The organism is Arthrobacter sp. B055-34 (assembly GCF_059090425.1).
On the sequence record NZ_JBNHFQ010000011.1, the window covers coordinates 74,096 to 89,962 of the forward strand.

The following is a 15,867-nucleotide window of genomic DNA, read 5'->3' on the forward strand; positions in this document are numbered from 1 at the left end:
GGACGCGCGGCCGCCGGCGTCGGCAACCCCTGCGGCCACGGCTGCGGCGACTTCGGCCGCGGTGTACGTTCCTTTGAAGCTGTCAGGCGCGATCAGGATGCTCATGCCCACGCGTCCGGGTTGACGGCGTGCGGCGGGATCCGGCCCTCGGCCATGGCCACCGCGTTCAGCGCGCTCAGCCGTGCCATTTCGCTGCGCACCGGGACGGTGGCGCTGCCGACGTGCGGCAGCAGGACCGTGTTGGGCAGCTCGGCCAGGCCCGGGGCCAGCCGGGGCTCGTCCTCGAAGACGTCCAGGCCGGCGCCGGCAATCTGCCCGTTCCGCAGGGCTTCCACGAGCGCGGCTTCGTCCACAATCGGGCCGCGGGCGGTGTTGATCAGGATAGCGCCGGGCTTCATCCGCTCCAGCACGCCGGCATCCACCAGATGCCGGGTCTGCTCATTCAGCGGAACATGGACGGAGAGGAAGTCGCTGCGCTCCACCAGCTCGGTCCACGGCACCTGCCGAACCTTGCCGGCGAATTCGCCCAGCTCCTCGTCGCTGACCGGCCGGTCCCCCGGCGGCCGCGGCGCGAAGATCACTTCCATGCCGAAGCCCAGTGCCCGGCGGGCTGTGGCACGGGCGATCCGGCCGAACCCGGCCAGCCCCAGCACGCGGCCGGACACATCGTGGCCCAGCATCAGCTCGGGCTCCCAGCCGTGGAACTTCCCCTCGCGCACCAACCTGTCCGCCTCCACGACCCGCCGGGCCGTCCCGAGGATCAGCAGCAGGGCAATATCCGCCGTCGCGTCCGTGAGCACGCCCGGCGTATTACCCACCATGATGCCGTTGGCCGTGGCGGCGTCCACGTCAATGTTGTTGTAGCCCACCGCATAGTTGGAGACACCGCGCAGCCGCGCCCGCGCCAACAGCGGCGCGTCAACCTGGTCCCGCAGCTGCGTCAGCACGACGTCGTAATCGCCGGAGGCGTAGAGCTCGGCCAGCGTTTCATAGTCCGGCGGCTCGGGCAGGACGGTGACCTGCCCGGCTGCCTCAAGCAGCTCCAGTCCGGGCGAGGGAACGGCTGTGGTGACGAGGAACCGGGCGCCCACTCAGAGCCCCCTGTCGCATACGGGTTCGCGGTCCGAGGCAATGACCCATTCGAAGGCCTCCGCCTTGGAGCGGGCGCCCTGGGCCGACTTGGAGCGGTTGGGCTCGCCCAGTTCCGCCAGCAGTTTTTCGGACAGGTCAACCAGTCCGGCGAAGGTGTCCGGCGTGAGCCCCTCGGGGCGGGTGGCGAAGAGGATGTCCTCCGTGGAGGTGTTGCCGCTGGCGCCCGGGGCGAAGGGGCAGCCGCCCAATCCACCCAGGGCCCCGTCCACCAAGGTGGCGCCGGCCGCGATGGCTGCCAGCGTGTTGGCCACGCCGAGACCCCAGGTGTCGTGGCCGTGGTAAACGATGCGCCGTGCCGGGGATTCGTCGCGCACGCGGGAGATGAGGCTGGCTACCTGCGCCGGAACAGCCTGGCCCAGGGTGTCGCAAATAACGACGTCGCAGGTGCCTTCCGCCCGCGGGTCATTGGCGATGGCGAGCACCCGTTCCGCCGGCACGATCCCCTCGAACGGGCAGGTGAAGGAGGTGGCGATGCAGAGCTGGATCTGCCCGTTGACGGCGCGGGCATGTGCCACGGCCTCGGGCAGTGCGGCGAGGCTGGCGTCGGTGCTGCGGCCAATGTTGGCCTGGTTATGGGAGTCCGACGCTGAGAGGCAGTACTGGAAGTTCCGCGCTCCGGCCGCCGCGGCCTTGGCCACGTGTCCGGGCGTCGCCACCCAGATCCAGCACTTCTGAAGCTCCTCCGCCGTCAGCGCCTGCACCACTTCAAGCGTGTTGGCCATGGCCGGCACCAGATCTGCGCGCGCCATGGAGCCGAGCTCGATGGACGGTACGCCCAGCCGCAGCAGTTCGCGGACGGTCTCGACCTTGCGCTCGGTGGAGAGCATCTTGCCGGTCAGCTGCAGCCCGTCGCGCAGCGTGACGTCCCGCAGTTCCGCGCGGGGTTCCAAGGTGAAACTCATGCCTGCAGTGCCTCCTTGCGGCTCGAGGCCGCATTGATTTGTTCGGTGTCCATGCCCAGCAGGCCGCCGAGGACTTCGTCAGTATTCTCGCCCAGATCCGGGCCGAGGTTGCGGATGGGCAGCGACTGCCCGCCGATCACTGGCACGATCCCCGGGAAGCCGACGTCGGAAAGCACTTCCTCGCCGGTGGACACGTCGAATTTCTGGATCATGTTCCGCGCCGCGTACTGGTCATCGGCGACGATGTCTTCCGCTGTGTAGATGGGGCCGGCCGGGACGCCGGCAGCGTCCAGCGCCTCGAGCGCATCCGCTGCCGGGAGCCCGGCGGCCCACTCGCCGATCGCCGCATCCAGTTCCTCGCGCCGCGCCCAGCGGAGGGCGTTGGACTGCAGCCCGGGGTCCGAACCCAGGTCCGGGCGGCCGATGGTTTCCATGTACCGCAGGAAAATGCCGTCGCCGTTGCCGGCCACCACGATGCTGGCGCCGTCCGCGCACACGTAGGCATTGGACGGGGCGATGCCTTCCATCCGGCCGCCGGTGCGTTCGCGGCGCACGCCGTACGCCTCGTAGTCCGGCACGAGGGATTCCATCATCGAGAACATCGCCTCGTTCAACGCGACGTCGATAATCCTCTCGGGCAACGCAACAGCGGAACCCGAGCTCCGCCGTCGTGCTTCGCGTTGGAAAAGGCCCATCATGGAGCCGAAGGCGGCGTACAGGCCGGCGATCGAATCACCGATCGAGACTCCCACGCGGACCGGGGCGCGGTCCGGATCCCCCACCAGGTTGCGGAAGCCGCTGTAGGCCTCGGCCACCGCGGCGAAGCCGGGGCGTTCGGACAGCGGGCCGGTCTGGCCGAAGGCGGAGACGCGCGTGATGATCAGCTCCGGGTTGGCCTCGTTGAGCACCTCGGGACCCAGCCCCCACTTCTCCAGGGTGCCCGGCCGGAAGTTCTCCAGCAGGATGTCCGACTTTGCCGCCAGCTCCAGCACCGCCTGGCGGCCCGCGTCCGTGCGCAGATCCAGCACCACCGACTTCTTGTTGCGGTTGATGGTCCGGTACAGCATGGACGTGTCGCCCTTGTGCAGGCGCCAGTTCCGCAGCTCGTCGCCGGTGCCCGGGCGCTCCACCTTGATCACCTCGGCGCCGAAATCGGCCAGCAGCCGTCCTGCGGTGGGGGCGGCAATGTAGTTGCCAAGTTCAAGGACGCGCACGCCGTCCAGCGGGGCGATGGGTGTCTGTATCATAACTCTTTCCTCGATAGTGCAGTACGTCTGGCGGCCGGGGCGGTCTAGAAGAGCAAGCTCATGGGCATGATCAGCAAAATTGCGACGACGGACGCCACGGACACGCCGACCGTCACCGACTTCAGGGCGCCCCGGACACTCTGGCCTAGCAGCGACTGCAACAGCCAGAAGGTGTTGCTGGTGACGTGCACCATGAACAGCGAGCCGGCGCCGGCGGCGAGGGCGATCAGGACAGGGTCGATGCCGATGGCCGGGGCGATCGGGGCCAGCAGGCCCGCGGCGGTGATGGCCGAGAGGGTCACCGAGCCGACGGCGATGTGCAGGAGGGCGGCAATGCCCCAGACCACGAGCAGCGGAGCCACCGTGCTGGCGGAGAAGAATCCACCGAGAATGTCGCCCAGTCCGGCTGCGCCCACGGTTGCAGCGAGCGAACCGCCGACACCGGTGAGGATGAGGATCTGCCCGCTTTCCTTGAAGCCCGTGGCGATGGCGGTTTCCACCCGCTTCTGGCCCACCGTGTACCGACCCACGATGCCGGTGCCGATCAGGCCGATGAGGAGGGCGATGACGGGCTCGCCCAGCAGCTGCAGCCAGGCCATCTCGATCTTCAGGATTTCCAGGATCGCGCCGGCTCCGATGAGCAGCAGCGAGACCAGCAGCGGGGCGAAGAGCACCAAAAGCGGAGCTTCGCGTTCCTTGTCCGACTCGGCGACGGCGACTGAAGCGCCGGCCGGAACAGGTTCAGCTGCGGAGCCGTCTCCGTTGGAGCGGCCCGAGTGGCCCGGAGCGCCCGACCCGTTTCCGGTGCTGCCGCTTCCGGCACCGGTAGCTGTACCGGCCGCGATCGTCTCGGTCCCCGCGGCGGCGCTATCGTCGTCGTCCTCGTCGAGATAGATGTGGTCCTCATCCTTCTCTTCGTTCCAGAAGCCCCTGCGGAACAGGAACGTCATGATGGCGATCGAGATGATGATGGTGGGGACGATCAGGATCAGGCCGAAGATCATCATCTTGCCCAGCGGCACGCTCAGCAGGCCGGCAAGCGCCAGCGCCGCGACGCCAGGGACCATGAAGACGATGCCGCATTCGAGCGCGATGGCCATGGCCGTGGCCATCCGCGCCGTGCCCAGCTTGCCGATCCTCGGCGCCAGTTTGCGGGCCAGCGGGGCGGAAATCACCAGCAGCACGTCCAGGAAGATGGACTGCAGCGCCGTGCCGATGGCCAGACCCATGGTGTAGGGCAACCGCTTGGGTCCGAAGACGTGCAACAGGTGCTCTACCAGGCGCCGGATTGCCCCGGTCTCGTTCAGAATCGAGCCCATCAGCACGCCGAAGGCAATCAGCAGGCCGACCTCGACCATGATTTCGCCGAAACCGCCGGTGATCGTCTCCACCGTCTTGGTCACGCCGAGCCCGGCCGAGAGCCCCAGATAGACGGAGCCGATGATCAGGGAAATGACGGGGTTGACCTTGAACCTGACAATCAGCACCACGGTGGCAAGCACAGCCACCGCAGTGTTGATCAAGATAGCCATATCGGACATGGGAAGAATCCATTCAGTCGAGCCTTCAGCACTGGAGGCTGCGTACGAGTTTAGCTGTGACGGGAAGCACAGCACTCGTCCCATATTATGGGTTATGACTCATAATGCAAGACATGGACGAAAGAATTACGACGGCGGTACTCAGGTGCGGATCGCATCCCGCCTGATTACCGCCGTCGTTGTTAGTTATCCGGAGTGCCGGCTATCTGCTGTATCCCGGCGTGATGAAAAAAGGTGAAGCTGCTGAGCGAAATCCTGTAACCAGCGGTGCTAGCGCTGCGCCAGAACTTCCGGGTCCTCGGCAGCCAGGGCGCTGACCGTCTCGTCATAGAGGGGTGCCGGGCCTTCGTTGTTTACCGGACCGGCAGACGGCGTCCGATGCGACTCAGCTCCGGCGACCCGCGGCGCGGCAACCGGAGCGGCAGGAACGGCAGGAGGGGCAGCCTGCATCATTTCTTCAGCCGACCAATCGCCGTCGTACTCGTCGGAGTAGTAGCCGAGGGCAGCGGCTTCGGCTTCGGCAATGGCCTCTTCCTCGGCCCGCTGCTGGGCGACTTCGGCGCGCTTCTGGTACATGTGAACGGTCAGGTGGGTGATGGCCAACAGCACCACCGGCGGCATCGCAGCCACCAGCGCGGAGACGATCGGCGGAATGCCCGAGGCCATCTTGTCCACGGTGAGGATCGCGTGCACGGAGTTGGCGGCCGTGGAGACGATCGCGCCGAAGAAGAGGAGCGACCAGGGGTAGATCATGGCGCGGCGGCCGTGGCCATTCAGCGCCACAATGGCCACCGTGGAGGCGACGATCATGCCGTCCACGATGATCGGCCAGATCCAGGCCAGGCGCGATTCGATGCCGGAGCGCTGTGCCAGATCGGTCAGGGCGGCGAAAGAGAGCACAAAGGCACCGATCGCAATCAAAACCGTGGCGCCGACGGCGGTCCTCAGGACGGCCTTGTGCGGCTCGTTGGGAATCTTGTTGGCCATGTCCGTGGCTGCCTTCTGCTTGAACCGTGCCGGCGGACCGACAGGGACGCTGAGGGCCCCGGAAGATTCTACTGTGGCAACACTAGGTGCGGTGCATTTCAGCGAACGACGTCGGGTGCCCGGCTCTTTGTGAGCCAGGCACCCGCCGTCGTTGTTCAGAAAGAGACCTTAGGAGAGCTTGGACGCCACCAGTGAGGTCAGGTCCACGAGGCGGTTGGAGTAGGCCCACTCGTTGTCGTACCAGGCGACCACCTTAACCTGGTTGCCGATGACCTTGGTCAGGCCGGAGTCGAAGATGGCCGAGGCCGGATCGGTGACGATGTCCGAGGAGACGATCGGCTCGTCCGTGTAGGACAGGACGCCGGCCCACTGCTCTTCGGCCGCAGCAGCTTGGTAGGCAGCGTTGACTTCCTCGACGGTGACTTCCCGGCCGACGGTGACGGTCAGGTCAGTAGCGGAGCCGGTGGGAACGGGGACGCGGATGGCAAAGCCGTCCAGCTTGCCCTTCAGCTCCGGCAGCACCAGGCCGATGGCCTTGGCGGCGCCGGTGGAGGTGGGCACCATGTTCAGCGCGGCGGCGCGGGCCCGGCGCAGGTCCTTGTGCGGGCCGTCCTGCAGGTTCTGGTCCGCGGTGTAGGCGTGGATGGTGGTCATCAGGCCGTGCTCGATGCCGAAGTTATCGTTCAGCACCTTGGCCAGCGGGCCCAGGCAGTTGGTGGTGCAGGACGCGTTGGAAATGATGTTGTGCTCGGCGTCGTCGTACAGCCCGTCGTTGACGCCCATGACCACCGTCAGATCCTCGCCGGAGGCCGGGGCGGAGATCAGGACCTTGCGGGCGCCGGCAACCAGGTGCTTCTCGGCATCCGCGGCGTTGGTGAAGAAGCCGGTGGATTCGATCACGATGTCCACGCCCAGCTCGCGCCAGGGCAGGTTGCCCGGATCGCGCTCGGCCAACACCTTGACGGTCTTGCCGTCGACCACCAGGTTGCCGTCCTCCACCCGGACCTCGGCGGCGAGCCGGCCGGTAACCGAGTCGTACTTGAGCAGGTGTGCCAGTGTTTCGGGGCTGGTCAGGTCATTGACCGCTACGATCTCGAGGTCCGCGCCCAGCTTGCCCTGCTGCAGAGCGGCGCGGAAGAAATTACGGCCGATGCGTCCAAAACCGTTGATTCCAATTCGAGTGGTCATGGGAGGTCTCCTTCAAGCGCGCTGCGCCATTTATTTAGTGTCTAAATTTAAACTCCATTACTATTGTCTGGAACAACCGGCCCGACGTCAAGAGGAACTTTCGTGGACAAGACAGCCAGCACCCCGCAGGCCTTGCGGCGGACCAACCTCAAGGCGGTCCTGGAGGTCATGCGCGACGCCGGCGCGATGACGGGAACGGATCTGATAGAGGCCACCGGGCTGACCCGGGCCACCGTGATCGCGGTCTGCGACGACCTGATCCGCCGTGGTTGGGTGCGCGAACTGGAGGGCGACCGGAGCTCCGGCACACAGAAGGGCCGCCCGGCACGACGCTTCGAGTTCAACGCTTCCGCAGGCTGCGTGCTGGGGCTCGACGTCGGCATGGCCACGGTCACCGTCCTGGTTGCCGGGCTCACCGGGCAGATGCTCGGCCGGGCCGCGGAGCGCTTCCGCAAGACCGCCGATGAGGCCGAACGGCGTGCCACCATTGCCCGCACCGCCGATCGCGCCTTGGCGGAGGCGGGCCTGCCGCACTCGGCCGTGCTCGCCGTCGGGATCGGGCTGTCCACTGCAGTGGACCGGCATGGCAACATCACCAAGGGCCTGCAGCTGAGTGAGCATTTCGACATTGGACTGCAGACGGAGCTGTGGCAAGGGCACGGCTGGCCGGTCCTGCTGGAGAACGATGCGAACCTAGCCGCCCTCGGCGAGCACTGGTGCGGCGTCGGCGCCGGAGTCGACGATCTTGCCGTGATGCTGGCCGGCGAACGCCTCGGCACTGGCCTGATCGAATCCGGCCGGCTGCTCCACGGCAGCACCGGCGGCGCCGGCGAAGTGGGCACGCTGGAGCTGGTCGACGGCGTCGGCAGTCAGGACGGCATCGCCCGGCTCGCCAGGCACTGGGGCACCGCCGCGCTGGCCGAGGGCAAGCCGACGCTGATCCGGGAGCTGGTGGGGCCGGGCACCACGCGTGTCTCCGCGAGGTTTGTGTTCGAGGCAGCAGCCAAAGATGACCCCGTCGCACAGGAGATCCTGGAACGCATCGGCCGCCGCATGGCCCGCGTCATCTCCTTGCTCGGCACCTTCCTCAACCCGGAGCTGGTGGTCATCGGCGGGGCCGTCTCCGCCTCGGCGACCGCCCTGTTGCCGACCATCAACACGGAACTTCCGCGGCTGACCGGAACCCCGCCGCGCGTCGCCGTCTCCGAGCTGGGCGACGCGATTGTCGCGACGGGCGCCGTCCGGCTCGCCCTGGCTTACGTGGAAGACAATGCGCTGGCGCTCACGCCCGCCGGCGCCGGGCAGGGCGCCGGTTTGTAAGACATTTGCCCGCGGCAACGGCTTTTTTCGTGCAGAACGTCTGCTGACAGACCTCCGCTCTGGCAGATCTGCAGGCGGTCGATTAGGTTCGAATTTGGCCATTGGTTTTTCCCAACCAATGGCCTCGCGCTGCCCGGCCCCAACCGGCGGCGCGATCATTCGCCTAACCTTTGGAGGACATGCAGTGACGCACCACCCCAAGCCCCATCCCGGTTCCCGGCTTAAGCGGTACCGCACTCTCGCAGCCGCCGCAGCCATCGCCGTCGTACTCCCCTTTGGTTCGCTGGCCCCTGCGGCAGCCGACGCGAACTTCCCCTCGCCCGAGGGGCAGACCAACATTTCGAGCATCCTCACCTACTCGGACGTGGTGGCCGAGCTGCAGAAGCTCGAGCAGACCAGCCGCTACGACGTGAACGCCTTCACGCTGGAAGAAGCCGGCATGCAGGTCAGCACGTCGGAGCAGGGCCGCGACCTGTACGTGGCCACGGTGGGCAGCGGCGAGGAACATGTGTGGGTGCAGGGCCGGATCCACGGCAACGAGCCCTACGGCACGGACTCGATCCTGACGCTGCTCAAGGACCTGGGCAGCAACGGTTCCGCGGACTACTCCCTGCTGCGCGAGAAGTTCACCTTCCACTTCATTCCGATGTACAACCCGGACGGGTCGGAGGCGAACATCCGCCACACGGTCCTTTGGGACCAGGAGTCGGACGCGCCTGAGCTGGGCTCGGACGGCAAGCAACAGCGGATCGACCTGAACCGGGACTGGACGGCGGACGGTTTTGTGGCGGACGAGTCGCTGGCGTTCTACGAGTACTGGGCCAAGGTCAAGCCGGACTTCGGGATCGACATCCACCACCAGGGCCTGAAAAAGGAGTGGGGAACCGGCGATGACGTCACGCTCTCGCTCGGCATTTCGCTGGCGCCCGGCGGGCCCACGCTGCCTAACATCGAGAACGGAGCCTATGACGTGCTGACCCGCCAGATGCACGTCTATGTCTACGATCAGCTGGCCAAGTACGGCTCCATCAACATGGACCGCTACCAGGTGGGCAACGGTCTGGAAATCGACATCAAGGGCGGGGTGGTTTCGGCCATGATGCTCGGCCTCAACTACCAGAACCTCAACCCGGAGGGCCACTCCAACCCGGTGGTGTTCTTCGAAACGTCCGGCAACACGTCTGACGGCAGCCTCGGCCAGAAGGCACGCGGCAAGTCCGTCCGGCAGAACGTGCTGGCGATGAAGGAACTGCTGCTGGGCCTGGCCACCGGCGAAGTGCAGCAGGCCGACGCCGAACGCTGGGAAGACATCCCGCACCAGCCCGTCAACGGCTACCAGACGGACTACGCCGGAGTCGTCCCGGTTCGGTAGGTCCGCTCGCATCGCCTAACGACGACGGCGGACGGCCGGCTTGGGTGCCGGACGTCCGCCGTCCATTGTGCTCTGATGCGCCAGGCTCTACGGTGAATGAACCGCATTCCAAACCGCAGGAGCGGGCATGGGCAACATCCGCGAATGGAGGGGGCGGACGCCATTTCAGTTTCCGGCCGCCTTCACCCTCGCCTGTGCGGTCGTTTGCGTCCTCGCCTTCGGAGTGTGCTTGGCAGCCTTCGGAATCAGCCCTGTAGCCAATGTTGCTAGCGCGGCAGCCTTCGGTACCGGGGAAACGGAACCGGCATTCCCTGGGCAGGACCGCGGTTCGGGGGACCATGCCTTTGCGGCAGTAGACGCCTATCTGCAGGAACAGATCGACGCCATCGGAATTCCGGGAGTTGCCATCGCCATTGTCAGTGACGGCCGGCAAGTACACCAGGCGGCGTTCGGCAGCGCCGATAATTCTGGGCGACCAATGACCGCGCAGACACCGGTACTTCTGGCATCGACCAGCAAATCCTTGACCGCCATCGCCGTGATGCAGCAGGTGGAGGCCGGCCGGTTGGAGCTGGACGAACCTGTGCGGACGTACCTGCCATGGTTCAGCATGAGCGACAGCCGCGCGGCGGCGATCACCGTCCGCCATCTGCTCCACCAGTCCAGCGGGCTGTCCACGGCTGACGGCTCGGCTTTCGGCGCCTCGGACACTCAGGATCCTGACGCGCTGGAACAGGGCGTGCGGGATCTGTCGGGCGCCAGCCTGGCTCACGCTCCGGGAGAAGCGTTCACCTATTCCAATGCCAACTACAACATCCTCGGCCTCCTGGTGCAGACGGTTTCCGGCCAGCCGTTCGGGGACTACATGAGGGATCAGGTGTTCGCACCTCTGGATATGACCAGCAGCCACACCACGCGGGCAGCCGCACGAGTGGACAGCTTGGCCGCGGGGTACTCGCTGTGGTTCGGCGCCTGGTGGCGGCAGACCGACGTGCCTGCAGCAACCACCGGAATGCCCTCGACCACCATGTACTCATCGGCTCAGGATCTTGGCCATGAGTTGATCGCTTTAACAGACGGCGGCGTCTACCTGGACCGCCGCATCCTCCGACCGGAAAGCGTGGAGACGCTGCTGACACCCCGAGTCCGTGTGGACGAGTCCAAAAGGTATGCCATGGCATGGTTTGCCCGCCCCCTGCTGGAATCCACAAGCCCCGACGCACCGCCTCCAACGGACGGCGATCTGCCGTTGCTGCTGGAGCATCAAGGTGAATGGGGCAACACGCACACCTATCAAGCCCTAGTTCCGTCCTCCGGACTGGGCCTCGCCCTGCTCATCAACGGGAACGACACCTCCGCGCCGTCTCGACTCCAGGCGCTGGACAGCAACGTCCTGCGGATTCTCCACGGGCAACCTCCCGAACCCCTGACCGCCCAGGAGGACTGGCTGCAGCAGTACGGTTGGGCCGTCGCCCTGGCACTGCTGCTCGCTGAACTGGCGGGCCTTGCACTGGTACTCCACTTTCTGGCGCAGAAACGCACCGGCTCCACCAGCAACGCGGCCCCGCGCCGAGGGATGATTATCACCTGGGCTGTCGGGTCGATGGCCCTCGATGCCTTCCTCATCTGGTTGGCTTTCGTTTACGCACCAGCCCGGTTCGAAACCTATCTTGCCGTCATCATCCATCAGTTTCCCGACGTCGGCGCCACGCTCGTACCGGCGCTGACATTGGCCATAGTCTGCCCGCTCCCCAGGACCGTCTGGCTGCTCTCCCGGCTGCGGAAGCCTCGCCCCATCTATTGACCGTGCAGCCCACTGGATTTACAGTTAAGGAACTTATTAATTAAGGAGTTGCTTACGTGGCTGCATCGGACGAGCTGAGTGTTGTTTTCGCGGCACTCGCCGACCCCACGAGGAGGGCCATCCTGTCGCGGCTGCGCCAGGGGCCAACCACCGTAGGTGAGCTCGCCGAGCCTTTCTCGATGAGCCGGCCGGCGATCTCGCAGCACCTTCGCGTCCTGCAGAACGCCGGGCTCATCGAACGCACCACGAGCGCACAGTGGCGCACGTGCACCCTGCGCACCGAACCCCTCGACGACGCGTCGGCCTGGATCGACCATCACCGTGGTCTCTGGAACGAGCGTTTCGATCTGCTGGACGAGCGGCTCCGCGAACTGAAGGAGAGGTCATCCGATGGTTGACCAGACCACAACCCAGGAAAAGCAGTTCACCATTACCCGTGTCTTCGACGCGCCCCGCGAGGTTATTTGGCGTGCGTGGACCAACCCGGATGAAGCCGCGCATTGGTGGCATCCGCGGGAGGTCAGAACGCCGAGTGAGTCCGTGCGCGTGGACCTTCGCGTCGGCGGCAGCTACGAGTACATCATGATCGCCCCTGACAACAGCGAGTACCCGACCGCCGGGGAGTATCTGGAAGTCGTCGAACCCGAGCGACTGGTCTTCACCTGGGGCAGTCCGGGCGACGATCGGGAGCAAGCCCCGCTCATCACCGTCACTCTAACTGAGCTCGACGGCGATCGGACCGAGATGACGTTCCACTTGCGCGGCATCGAAGGCAAGCCCGGCGACGGCTTTGTCTACGATGGCTGGAACGAGGCGTTCGACGCTTTGGTCGAGCACCTCGACTGACCGGAGCCTGCCTGGCATCTCAGTTCAGTTGATTGATGGGCTCGCCCTCGGAGAAGGCGAGGATGTCGTCGAGCATCTGCGTATAGCCGAGCCGGTGCGCGCGCTGGGTCACGAACCCGACGTGTGGACTCAGGATCAGATTCGGCGCGGACCGAAGCGGGCTGTCCGCCGGCAGCGGTTCCACGTCGAACACGTCGAGCGCGGCCGCCGCAATCCACCCATCGCTGAGCGCGCGGACCAGCGCCGCCTCGTCCACGAGCGGGCCGCGGGAAGTGTTGACCAGCCTGCCCTCGGGGCCGAGCAGCTCCAGCTCGGCGGCGCCGACAATCCCGCGCACGGCGTCCGAGAGCCGCAGGTGGATAGTAACGATGTCGCCGCGGCGGAACAGTTCCGACTTGGTCACCAGTTCGACGCCGTGTTCGGCCGCGCGCTCTTCGGTCAGGTGCGGGCTCCACGCGATGACCTTCATGCCGAAGACCTCGGCGTAGCGGGCCATCAGCGAGCCGAGTTTGCCCAGACCCAGCACGCCCAGGGTGGCCCCGGCCAGGTCGATCCCGAGTCCGGCTTGCCACTTGCCGTTGCGGATGTCGCGATCGTTTTGCGGGATGTCCCGAGCCACGGCCATGATCAGTGCCCAGGCCAGTTCGGCCGTCGCGTTGGTGGACTGACGGGTGCCGCACACGGCGATGCCGAGCCGCTTGGCCGCTTCCAGATCGATCGACGCGTTGGCCATGCCTGTGGTGGTGATCAGACGCAGCCGCGGCAGCCGCTCCAGCAGTTCCGCCGTCATAGGCGTCCGCTCACGCATGACAACAACGACGTCGGCAGCGCGCAACCTTTCGGCGAGCGCGTCCTGATTCTCGAGGTGGTCGGTGAACCGCTCGACACTCGCTTCCGGCGGGAGCTGTTCCCACGGGGCGCTGGTTAGAGCCACATCTTGATAGTCATCCAGAATCACGATCTTCACGCTGCCCAGCGTAGCGCCTGGCTCTCCCGGAGGTGCGGCTGAGCAAATTAGACTGGGCGGGTCCGGCATTTCACCGCCTGCCCTGACAGCTGGGAGTCCACCATGCGTGCCTTTATTGCGACTACGCCTGCTGCCGCGGCCGTCGCACTGCTGGGCCTTGCCTTGCTCACCGGTTGCGCCGCCGGGCAGGAAACGGATGGCACATCCGGCGCCCCGCCGCCGTCGTCGTCTGTTGTTGCCAGCAGTCCCGCCGCCGCATCCGGGGAAGCATCGCCGTCACCCAGCGCGTCGACTTCCACCGCTCCCCCGGCTCCCGAGGGCGAGGAACTCGACCGCCTGAACCAGCAGCTGCAGCAGGCCGCCGCCGACAACGACGCCGGGCAGATTGCCGAGCTGCTGGACCGCGGGGCGGAGCTGGAACACCGCAACGCGGAAGGCCGCACGCCGCTGGTCACCGCTACCAAGGCGAACAACATCGACGCCGCCCGCGCGCTCATCGAGGCCGGCGCCGACGTGAACGCTAAGGACAAAGTCGACGACTCTGCCTATCTGTACGCCGGCGCCGAGGGCTTCGACGAGATCCTGCAGCTGACGCTGGAGCAGGGCGCGGACCTGTCCAGCACCAACCGCTTCGGCGGAACGGCTCTCATCCCCGCCTGCGAACACGCGCACACCTCAACGGTCCGGATCCTCATAAACGCCGGCGTCGACGTCGACCATGTGAACACTCCCGGCTGGACATGCCTGCTCGAAGCCGTGGTTTTCGGCACCGGCAGCGAGGCGTACCAGGACACCGTCCGGCACGTCATCGCCGCCGGAGCCGACCTCAACATTCCCGACGCCAACGGGGTAACGGCACTGCAGCATGCACAGGCATTGGGCCAGACGGAGGTCGCTGCGCTGCTTCGGGAAGCGGGCGCGCGCTGACTGCATCCCACGCACCCTCGACATGTGACCAAATGGTCACCTATTATTAATACGTGGACGCGGTGTTTAAAGCCCTCGCAGATCCAACCCGCAGGGCCCTGTTGGACGAACTCTTCCGCGAGGACGGGCAGACGCTCAGCGCCCTTGAAGCGCAGTTCGACATCACGCGCTTCGGTGTCATGAAGCACCTGAAACAGCTCGAAGAAGCAGGCCTGGTGGTCACGCGGCGCAGAGGCCGCGAAAAGCTCCATTTCCTGAATCCGGTGCCGATCCGTCTCATCCACGACCGGTGGGTGGGCAAGTACGCAGAACCGTGGGCCGCTGGCCTCAGCGAGCTCAAGACACGATTGGAAACTCCGATGGAAAAGATCTTCGAGATCTATATCCGCACCACCCCGGCACGGCTGTGGGAAGCGATCACGGACAGCGAGACCAGAAGCAAGTACATCTTCGGCAACCGGATCGAAACCGACTGGCAGGTTGGCTCGACCTACCGGATGACCAACCCGAAGGCCGACGGCCCGCTGAGCGAAGGCGAAATCCTGGAGATTGACCCGCCGCGCCGTCTCGTGCAGAGTATGCGCGCACTCTGGGGCGAGGACGTCGAAGCCGAAGGGACCTCCCGGATCACATGGGAAATCGAGCAGGTGGCAGACTCCTGCCGGCTGACCGTCACGCACGACCAGCTGCGCGAGGGCGCCAACGATCAGCTGTACGGCGGCTGGCCGATGATCCTCTCCGGGCTGAAGACCTGGCTGGAAACCGGCGAAGTGCTCACCACCCCGGGATCGCTTATGTATACGTGATCCGCGAAAGCGGCTCCCGGCCCCTTGGCGCTGGATCCGCCCGTCCGCCATCCATCCCGGCGGCAAGAAGCTCCTGCAGACCGTCCCGGAACTTGACCTTGCCGCCGTGGGCCGGATGGCGCACTTTGGGAACGGACAGTCCGCTGGCGCTGACGCTGCGGAAGCCCACGTTACCCACCGCCACCACGGACTCCACCGCGAACAGCCGCGCCAACTCCTGCCAGAACGGACGCCCGGCCAACGCTTCGGCGGCCGACGGTGCGCGGTTCGACAACGGCCGGCCGGGCTGGTGCGAATGCAGCGGGTAGGCGCTCCAGAGCAGCGGCAGGAAATCCAGGCCGGCGAGCACGTCCCACATCACCGTGGCCGTCGGTTCTGCTGCAACCGATGTTGCTTCGGCGGGCACGATATAGCCCTTGTCCGGCCCGAAAAGCCCGAAGTAGCCCTCGCGGCTCTGCAGAATATCGCGGTTGGTGAACGGAACTCCGGTCAACCGCATGCCCCGGTAACCGGGGGCCTCCCCCACCAGCAGGACCTTGGGCCGGCGCTCCAACATGTCCTGCAGGTACAGCTGCAGGTTGCGCCGTCGGACGGCGTTCTCCGGCCTGGAGTGGTCGAAGAAGTTACAGCTGCTCGCCCCGACGGGCAACCGGGCAAGCTTTTCGATGAAGACCTGGATTTCCTGTGCGTCTGTGGCCAAATTCCTCAAGTCCTCCCGTCCGTTGCAACGCGCCCAGCCACTCCCGCGAGCACGCCGTCGTTCGTTGCTCTGACTCCTCAACCATAGTGTCCGAGGGTCTTCAGGTGG

15 protein-coding genes are annotated in these 15,867 nt (G+C 66.1%); 7 read left to right on the top strand and 8 right to left on the bottom strand.

Annotated features, from left to right (window positions below):
* Window positions 1-101 precede the first annotated feature (101 nt).
* From AC5RWO_RS18675 to gap, 6 genes are all read right to left on the bottom strand, one after another.
* Complete coding sequence (locus AC5RWO_RS18675; protein ID WP_498733010.1) at window positions 102-1,091, bottom strand: 2-hydroxyacid dehydrogenase; 990 nt, start codon at window positions 1,089-1,091, stop codon at window positions 102-104.
* The gene (locus AC5RWO_RS18680) at window positions 1,092-2,054 is read right to left on the bottom strand and encodes a hydroxymethylglutaryl-CoA lyase-like TIM-barrel protein (RefSeq protein ID WP_498733012.1); all 963 of its coding nucleotides are present in this window, start codon (window positions 2,052-2,054) and stop codon (window positions 1,092-1,094) included.
* A complete protein-coding gene (locus tag AC5RWO_RS18685; protein WP_498733014.1) occupies window positions 2,051-3,301 on the bottom strand; it encodes a CaiB/BaiF CoA transferase family protein in 1,251 nt (416 codons plus the stop codon). The genes AC5RWO_RS18680 and AC5RWO_RS18685 overlap by 4 nt, the downstream gene beginning before the upstream one ends.
* Before the next feature lie 44 nt (window positions 3,302-3,345).
* Window positions 3,346-4,842 (bottom strand): GntP family permease, encoded by a 1,497-nt coding sequence (locus AC5RWO_RS18690; RefSeq protein ID WP_498733016.1) that lies wholly within the window; start codon window positions 4,840-4,842, stop codon window positions 3,346-3,348.
* A 270-nt stretch (window positions 4,843-5,112) separates the two neighbouring features.
* Window positions 5,113-5,829, bottom strand: coding sequence for a DUF2637 domain-containing protein (locus tag AC5RWO_RS18695; protein WP_498733018.1), 717 nt, complete (start codon window positions 5,827-5,829; stop codon window positions 5,113-5,115).
* Between the two features lie 168 nt (window positions 5,830-5,997).
* On the bottom strand, window positions 5,998-7,017 hold the full coding sequence (gap, locus tag AC5RWO_RS18700) for a type I glyceraldehyde-3-phosphate dehydrogenase (protein WP_498733020.1): 1,020 nt from the start codon (window positions 7,015-7,017) through the stop codon (window positions 5,998-6,000).
* 102 nt (window positions 7,018-7,119) lie between these two features.
* Between gap and AC5RWO_RS18705 the strand changes: the two genes are divergently transcribed.
* The 5 genes from AC5RWO_RS18705 to AC5RWO_RS18725 all read left to right on the top strand — a co-directional run bounded on the left by AC5RWO_RS18705 (window position 7,120) and on the right by AC5RWO_RS18725 (window position 12,359).
* Window positions 7,120-8,337 carry an ROK family transcriptional regulator gene (locus AC5RWO_RS18705; RefSeq protein ID WP_498733022.1) on the top strand — a complete coding sequence of 406 codons (1,218 nt, stop codon included), beginning with the start codon at window positions 7,120-7,122 and terminating at the stop codon, window positions 8,335-8,337.
* 184 nt (window positions 8,338-8,521) lie between these two features.
* Complete coding sequence (locus AC5RWO_RS18710) at window positions 8,522-9,709, top strand: M14 family zinc carboxypeptidase (protein WP_498733024.1); 1,188 nt, start codon at window positions 8,522-8,524, stop codon at window positions 9,707-9,709.
* Between the two features lie 223 nt (window positions 9,710-9,932).
* Window positions 9,933-11,513, top strand: coding sequence for a serine hydrolase domain-containing protein (locus AC5RWO_RS18715; protein ID WP_498733084.1), 1,581 nt, complete (start codon window positions 9,933-9,935; stop codon window positions 11,511-11,513).
* 56 nt (window positions 11,514-11,569) lie between these two features.
* Window positions 11,570-11,911, top strand: a complete 342-nt coding sequence (locus tag AC5RWO_RS18720) for an ArsR/SmtB family transcription factor (protein WP_498733026.1) — start codon at window positions 11,570-11,572, stop codon at window positions 11,909-11,911.
* Window positions 11,904-12,359 carry an SRPBCC family protein gene (locus AC5RWO_RS18725; protein WP_498733028.1) on the top strand — a complete coding sequence of 152 codons (456 nt, stop codon included), beginning with the start codon at window positions 11,904-11,906 and terminating at the stop codon, window positions 12,357-12,359. The genes AC5RWO_RS18720 and AC5RWO_RS18725 overlap by 8 nt, the downstream gene beginning before the upstream one ends.
* Window positions 12,360-12,378: 19 nt before the next feature.
* Here AC5RWO_RS18725 and AC5RWO_RS18730 read toward each other — a convergent pair whose 3' ends face one another.
* Window positions 12,379-13,326, bottom strand: a complete 948-nt coding sequence (locus tag AC5RWO_RS18730; protein WP_498733030.1) for a D-2-hydroxyacid dehydrogenase family protein — start codon at window positions 13,324-13,326, stop codon at window positions 12,379-12,381.
* A gap of 102 nt (window positions 13,327-13,428) precedes the next feature.
* Here AC5RWO_RS18730 and AC5RWO_RS18735 point away from each other — a divergent pair, with 102 nt between their 5' ends.
* Window positions 13,429-14,253 (top strand): ankyrin repeat domain-containing protein, encoded by an 825-nt coding sequence (locus tag AC5RWO_RS18735; protein ID WP_498733032.1) that lies wholly within the window; start codon window positions 13,429-13,431, stop codon window positions 14,251-14,253.
* A gap of 53 nt (window positions 14,254-14,306) precedes the next feature.
* Complete coding sequence (locus tag AC5RWO_RS18740) at window positions 14,307-15,059, top strand: ArsR/SmtB family transcription factor (RefSeq protein WP_498733034.1); 753 nt, start codon at window positions 14,307-14,309, stop codon at window positions 15,057-15,059.
* Here AC5RWO_RS18740 and AC5RWO_RS18745 read toward each other — a convergent pair.
* Window positions 15,046-15,759, bottom strand: a complete 714-nt coding sequence (locus AC5RWO_RS18745; protein ID WP_498733035.1) for a uracil-DNA glycosylase — start codon at window positions 15,757-15,759, stop codon at window positions 15,046-15,048. The two genes, AC5RWO_RS18740 and AC5RWO_RS18745, sit on opposite strands and share 14 nt — an antisense overlap.
* Window positions 15,760-15,867: the final 108 nt, after the last annotated feature.

Bases quoted from the DNA above. Each gene is read 5' to 3' on its own strand.
- AC5RWO_RS18735 (WP_498733032.1), top strand. From the start codon at position 13,429: ATGCGTGCCTTTATTGCGACTACGCCTGCTGCCGCGGCCGTCGCACTG.
- AC5RWO_RS18695 (WP_498733018.1), bottom strand. From the start codon at position 5,829: ATGGCCAACAAGATTCCCAACGAGCCGCACAAGGCCGTCCTGAGGACC.
- AC5RWO_RS18680 (WP_498733012.1), bottom strand. From the start codon at position 2,054: ATGAGTTTCACCTTGGAACCCCGCGCGGAACTGCGGGACGTCACGCTG.
- AC5RWO_RS18725 (WP_498733028.1), top strand. From the start codon at position 11,904: ATGGTTGACCAGACCACAACCCAGGAAAAGCAGTTCACCATTACCCGT.
- gap (WP_498733020.1), bottom strand. From the start codon at position 7,017: ATGACCACTCGAATTGGAATCAACGGTTTTGGACGCATCGGCCGTAAT.
- AC5RWO_RS18690 (WP_498733016.1), bottom strand. From the start codon at position 4,842: ATGTCCGATATGGCTATCTTGATCAACACTGCGGTGGCTGTGCTTGCC.
- AC5RWO_RS18685 (WP_498733014.1), bottom strand. From the start codon at position 3,301: ATGATACAGACACCCATCGCCCCGCTGGACGGCGTGCGCGTCCTTGAA.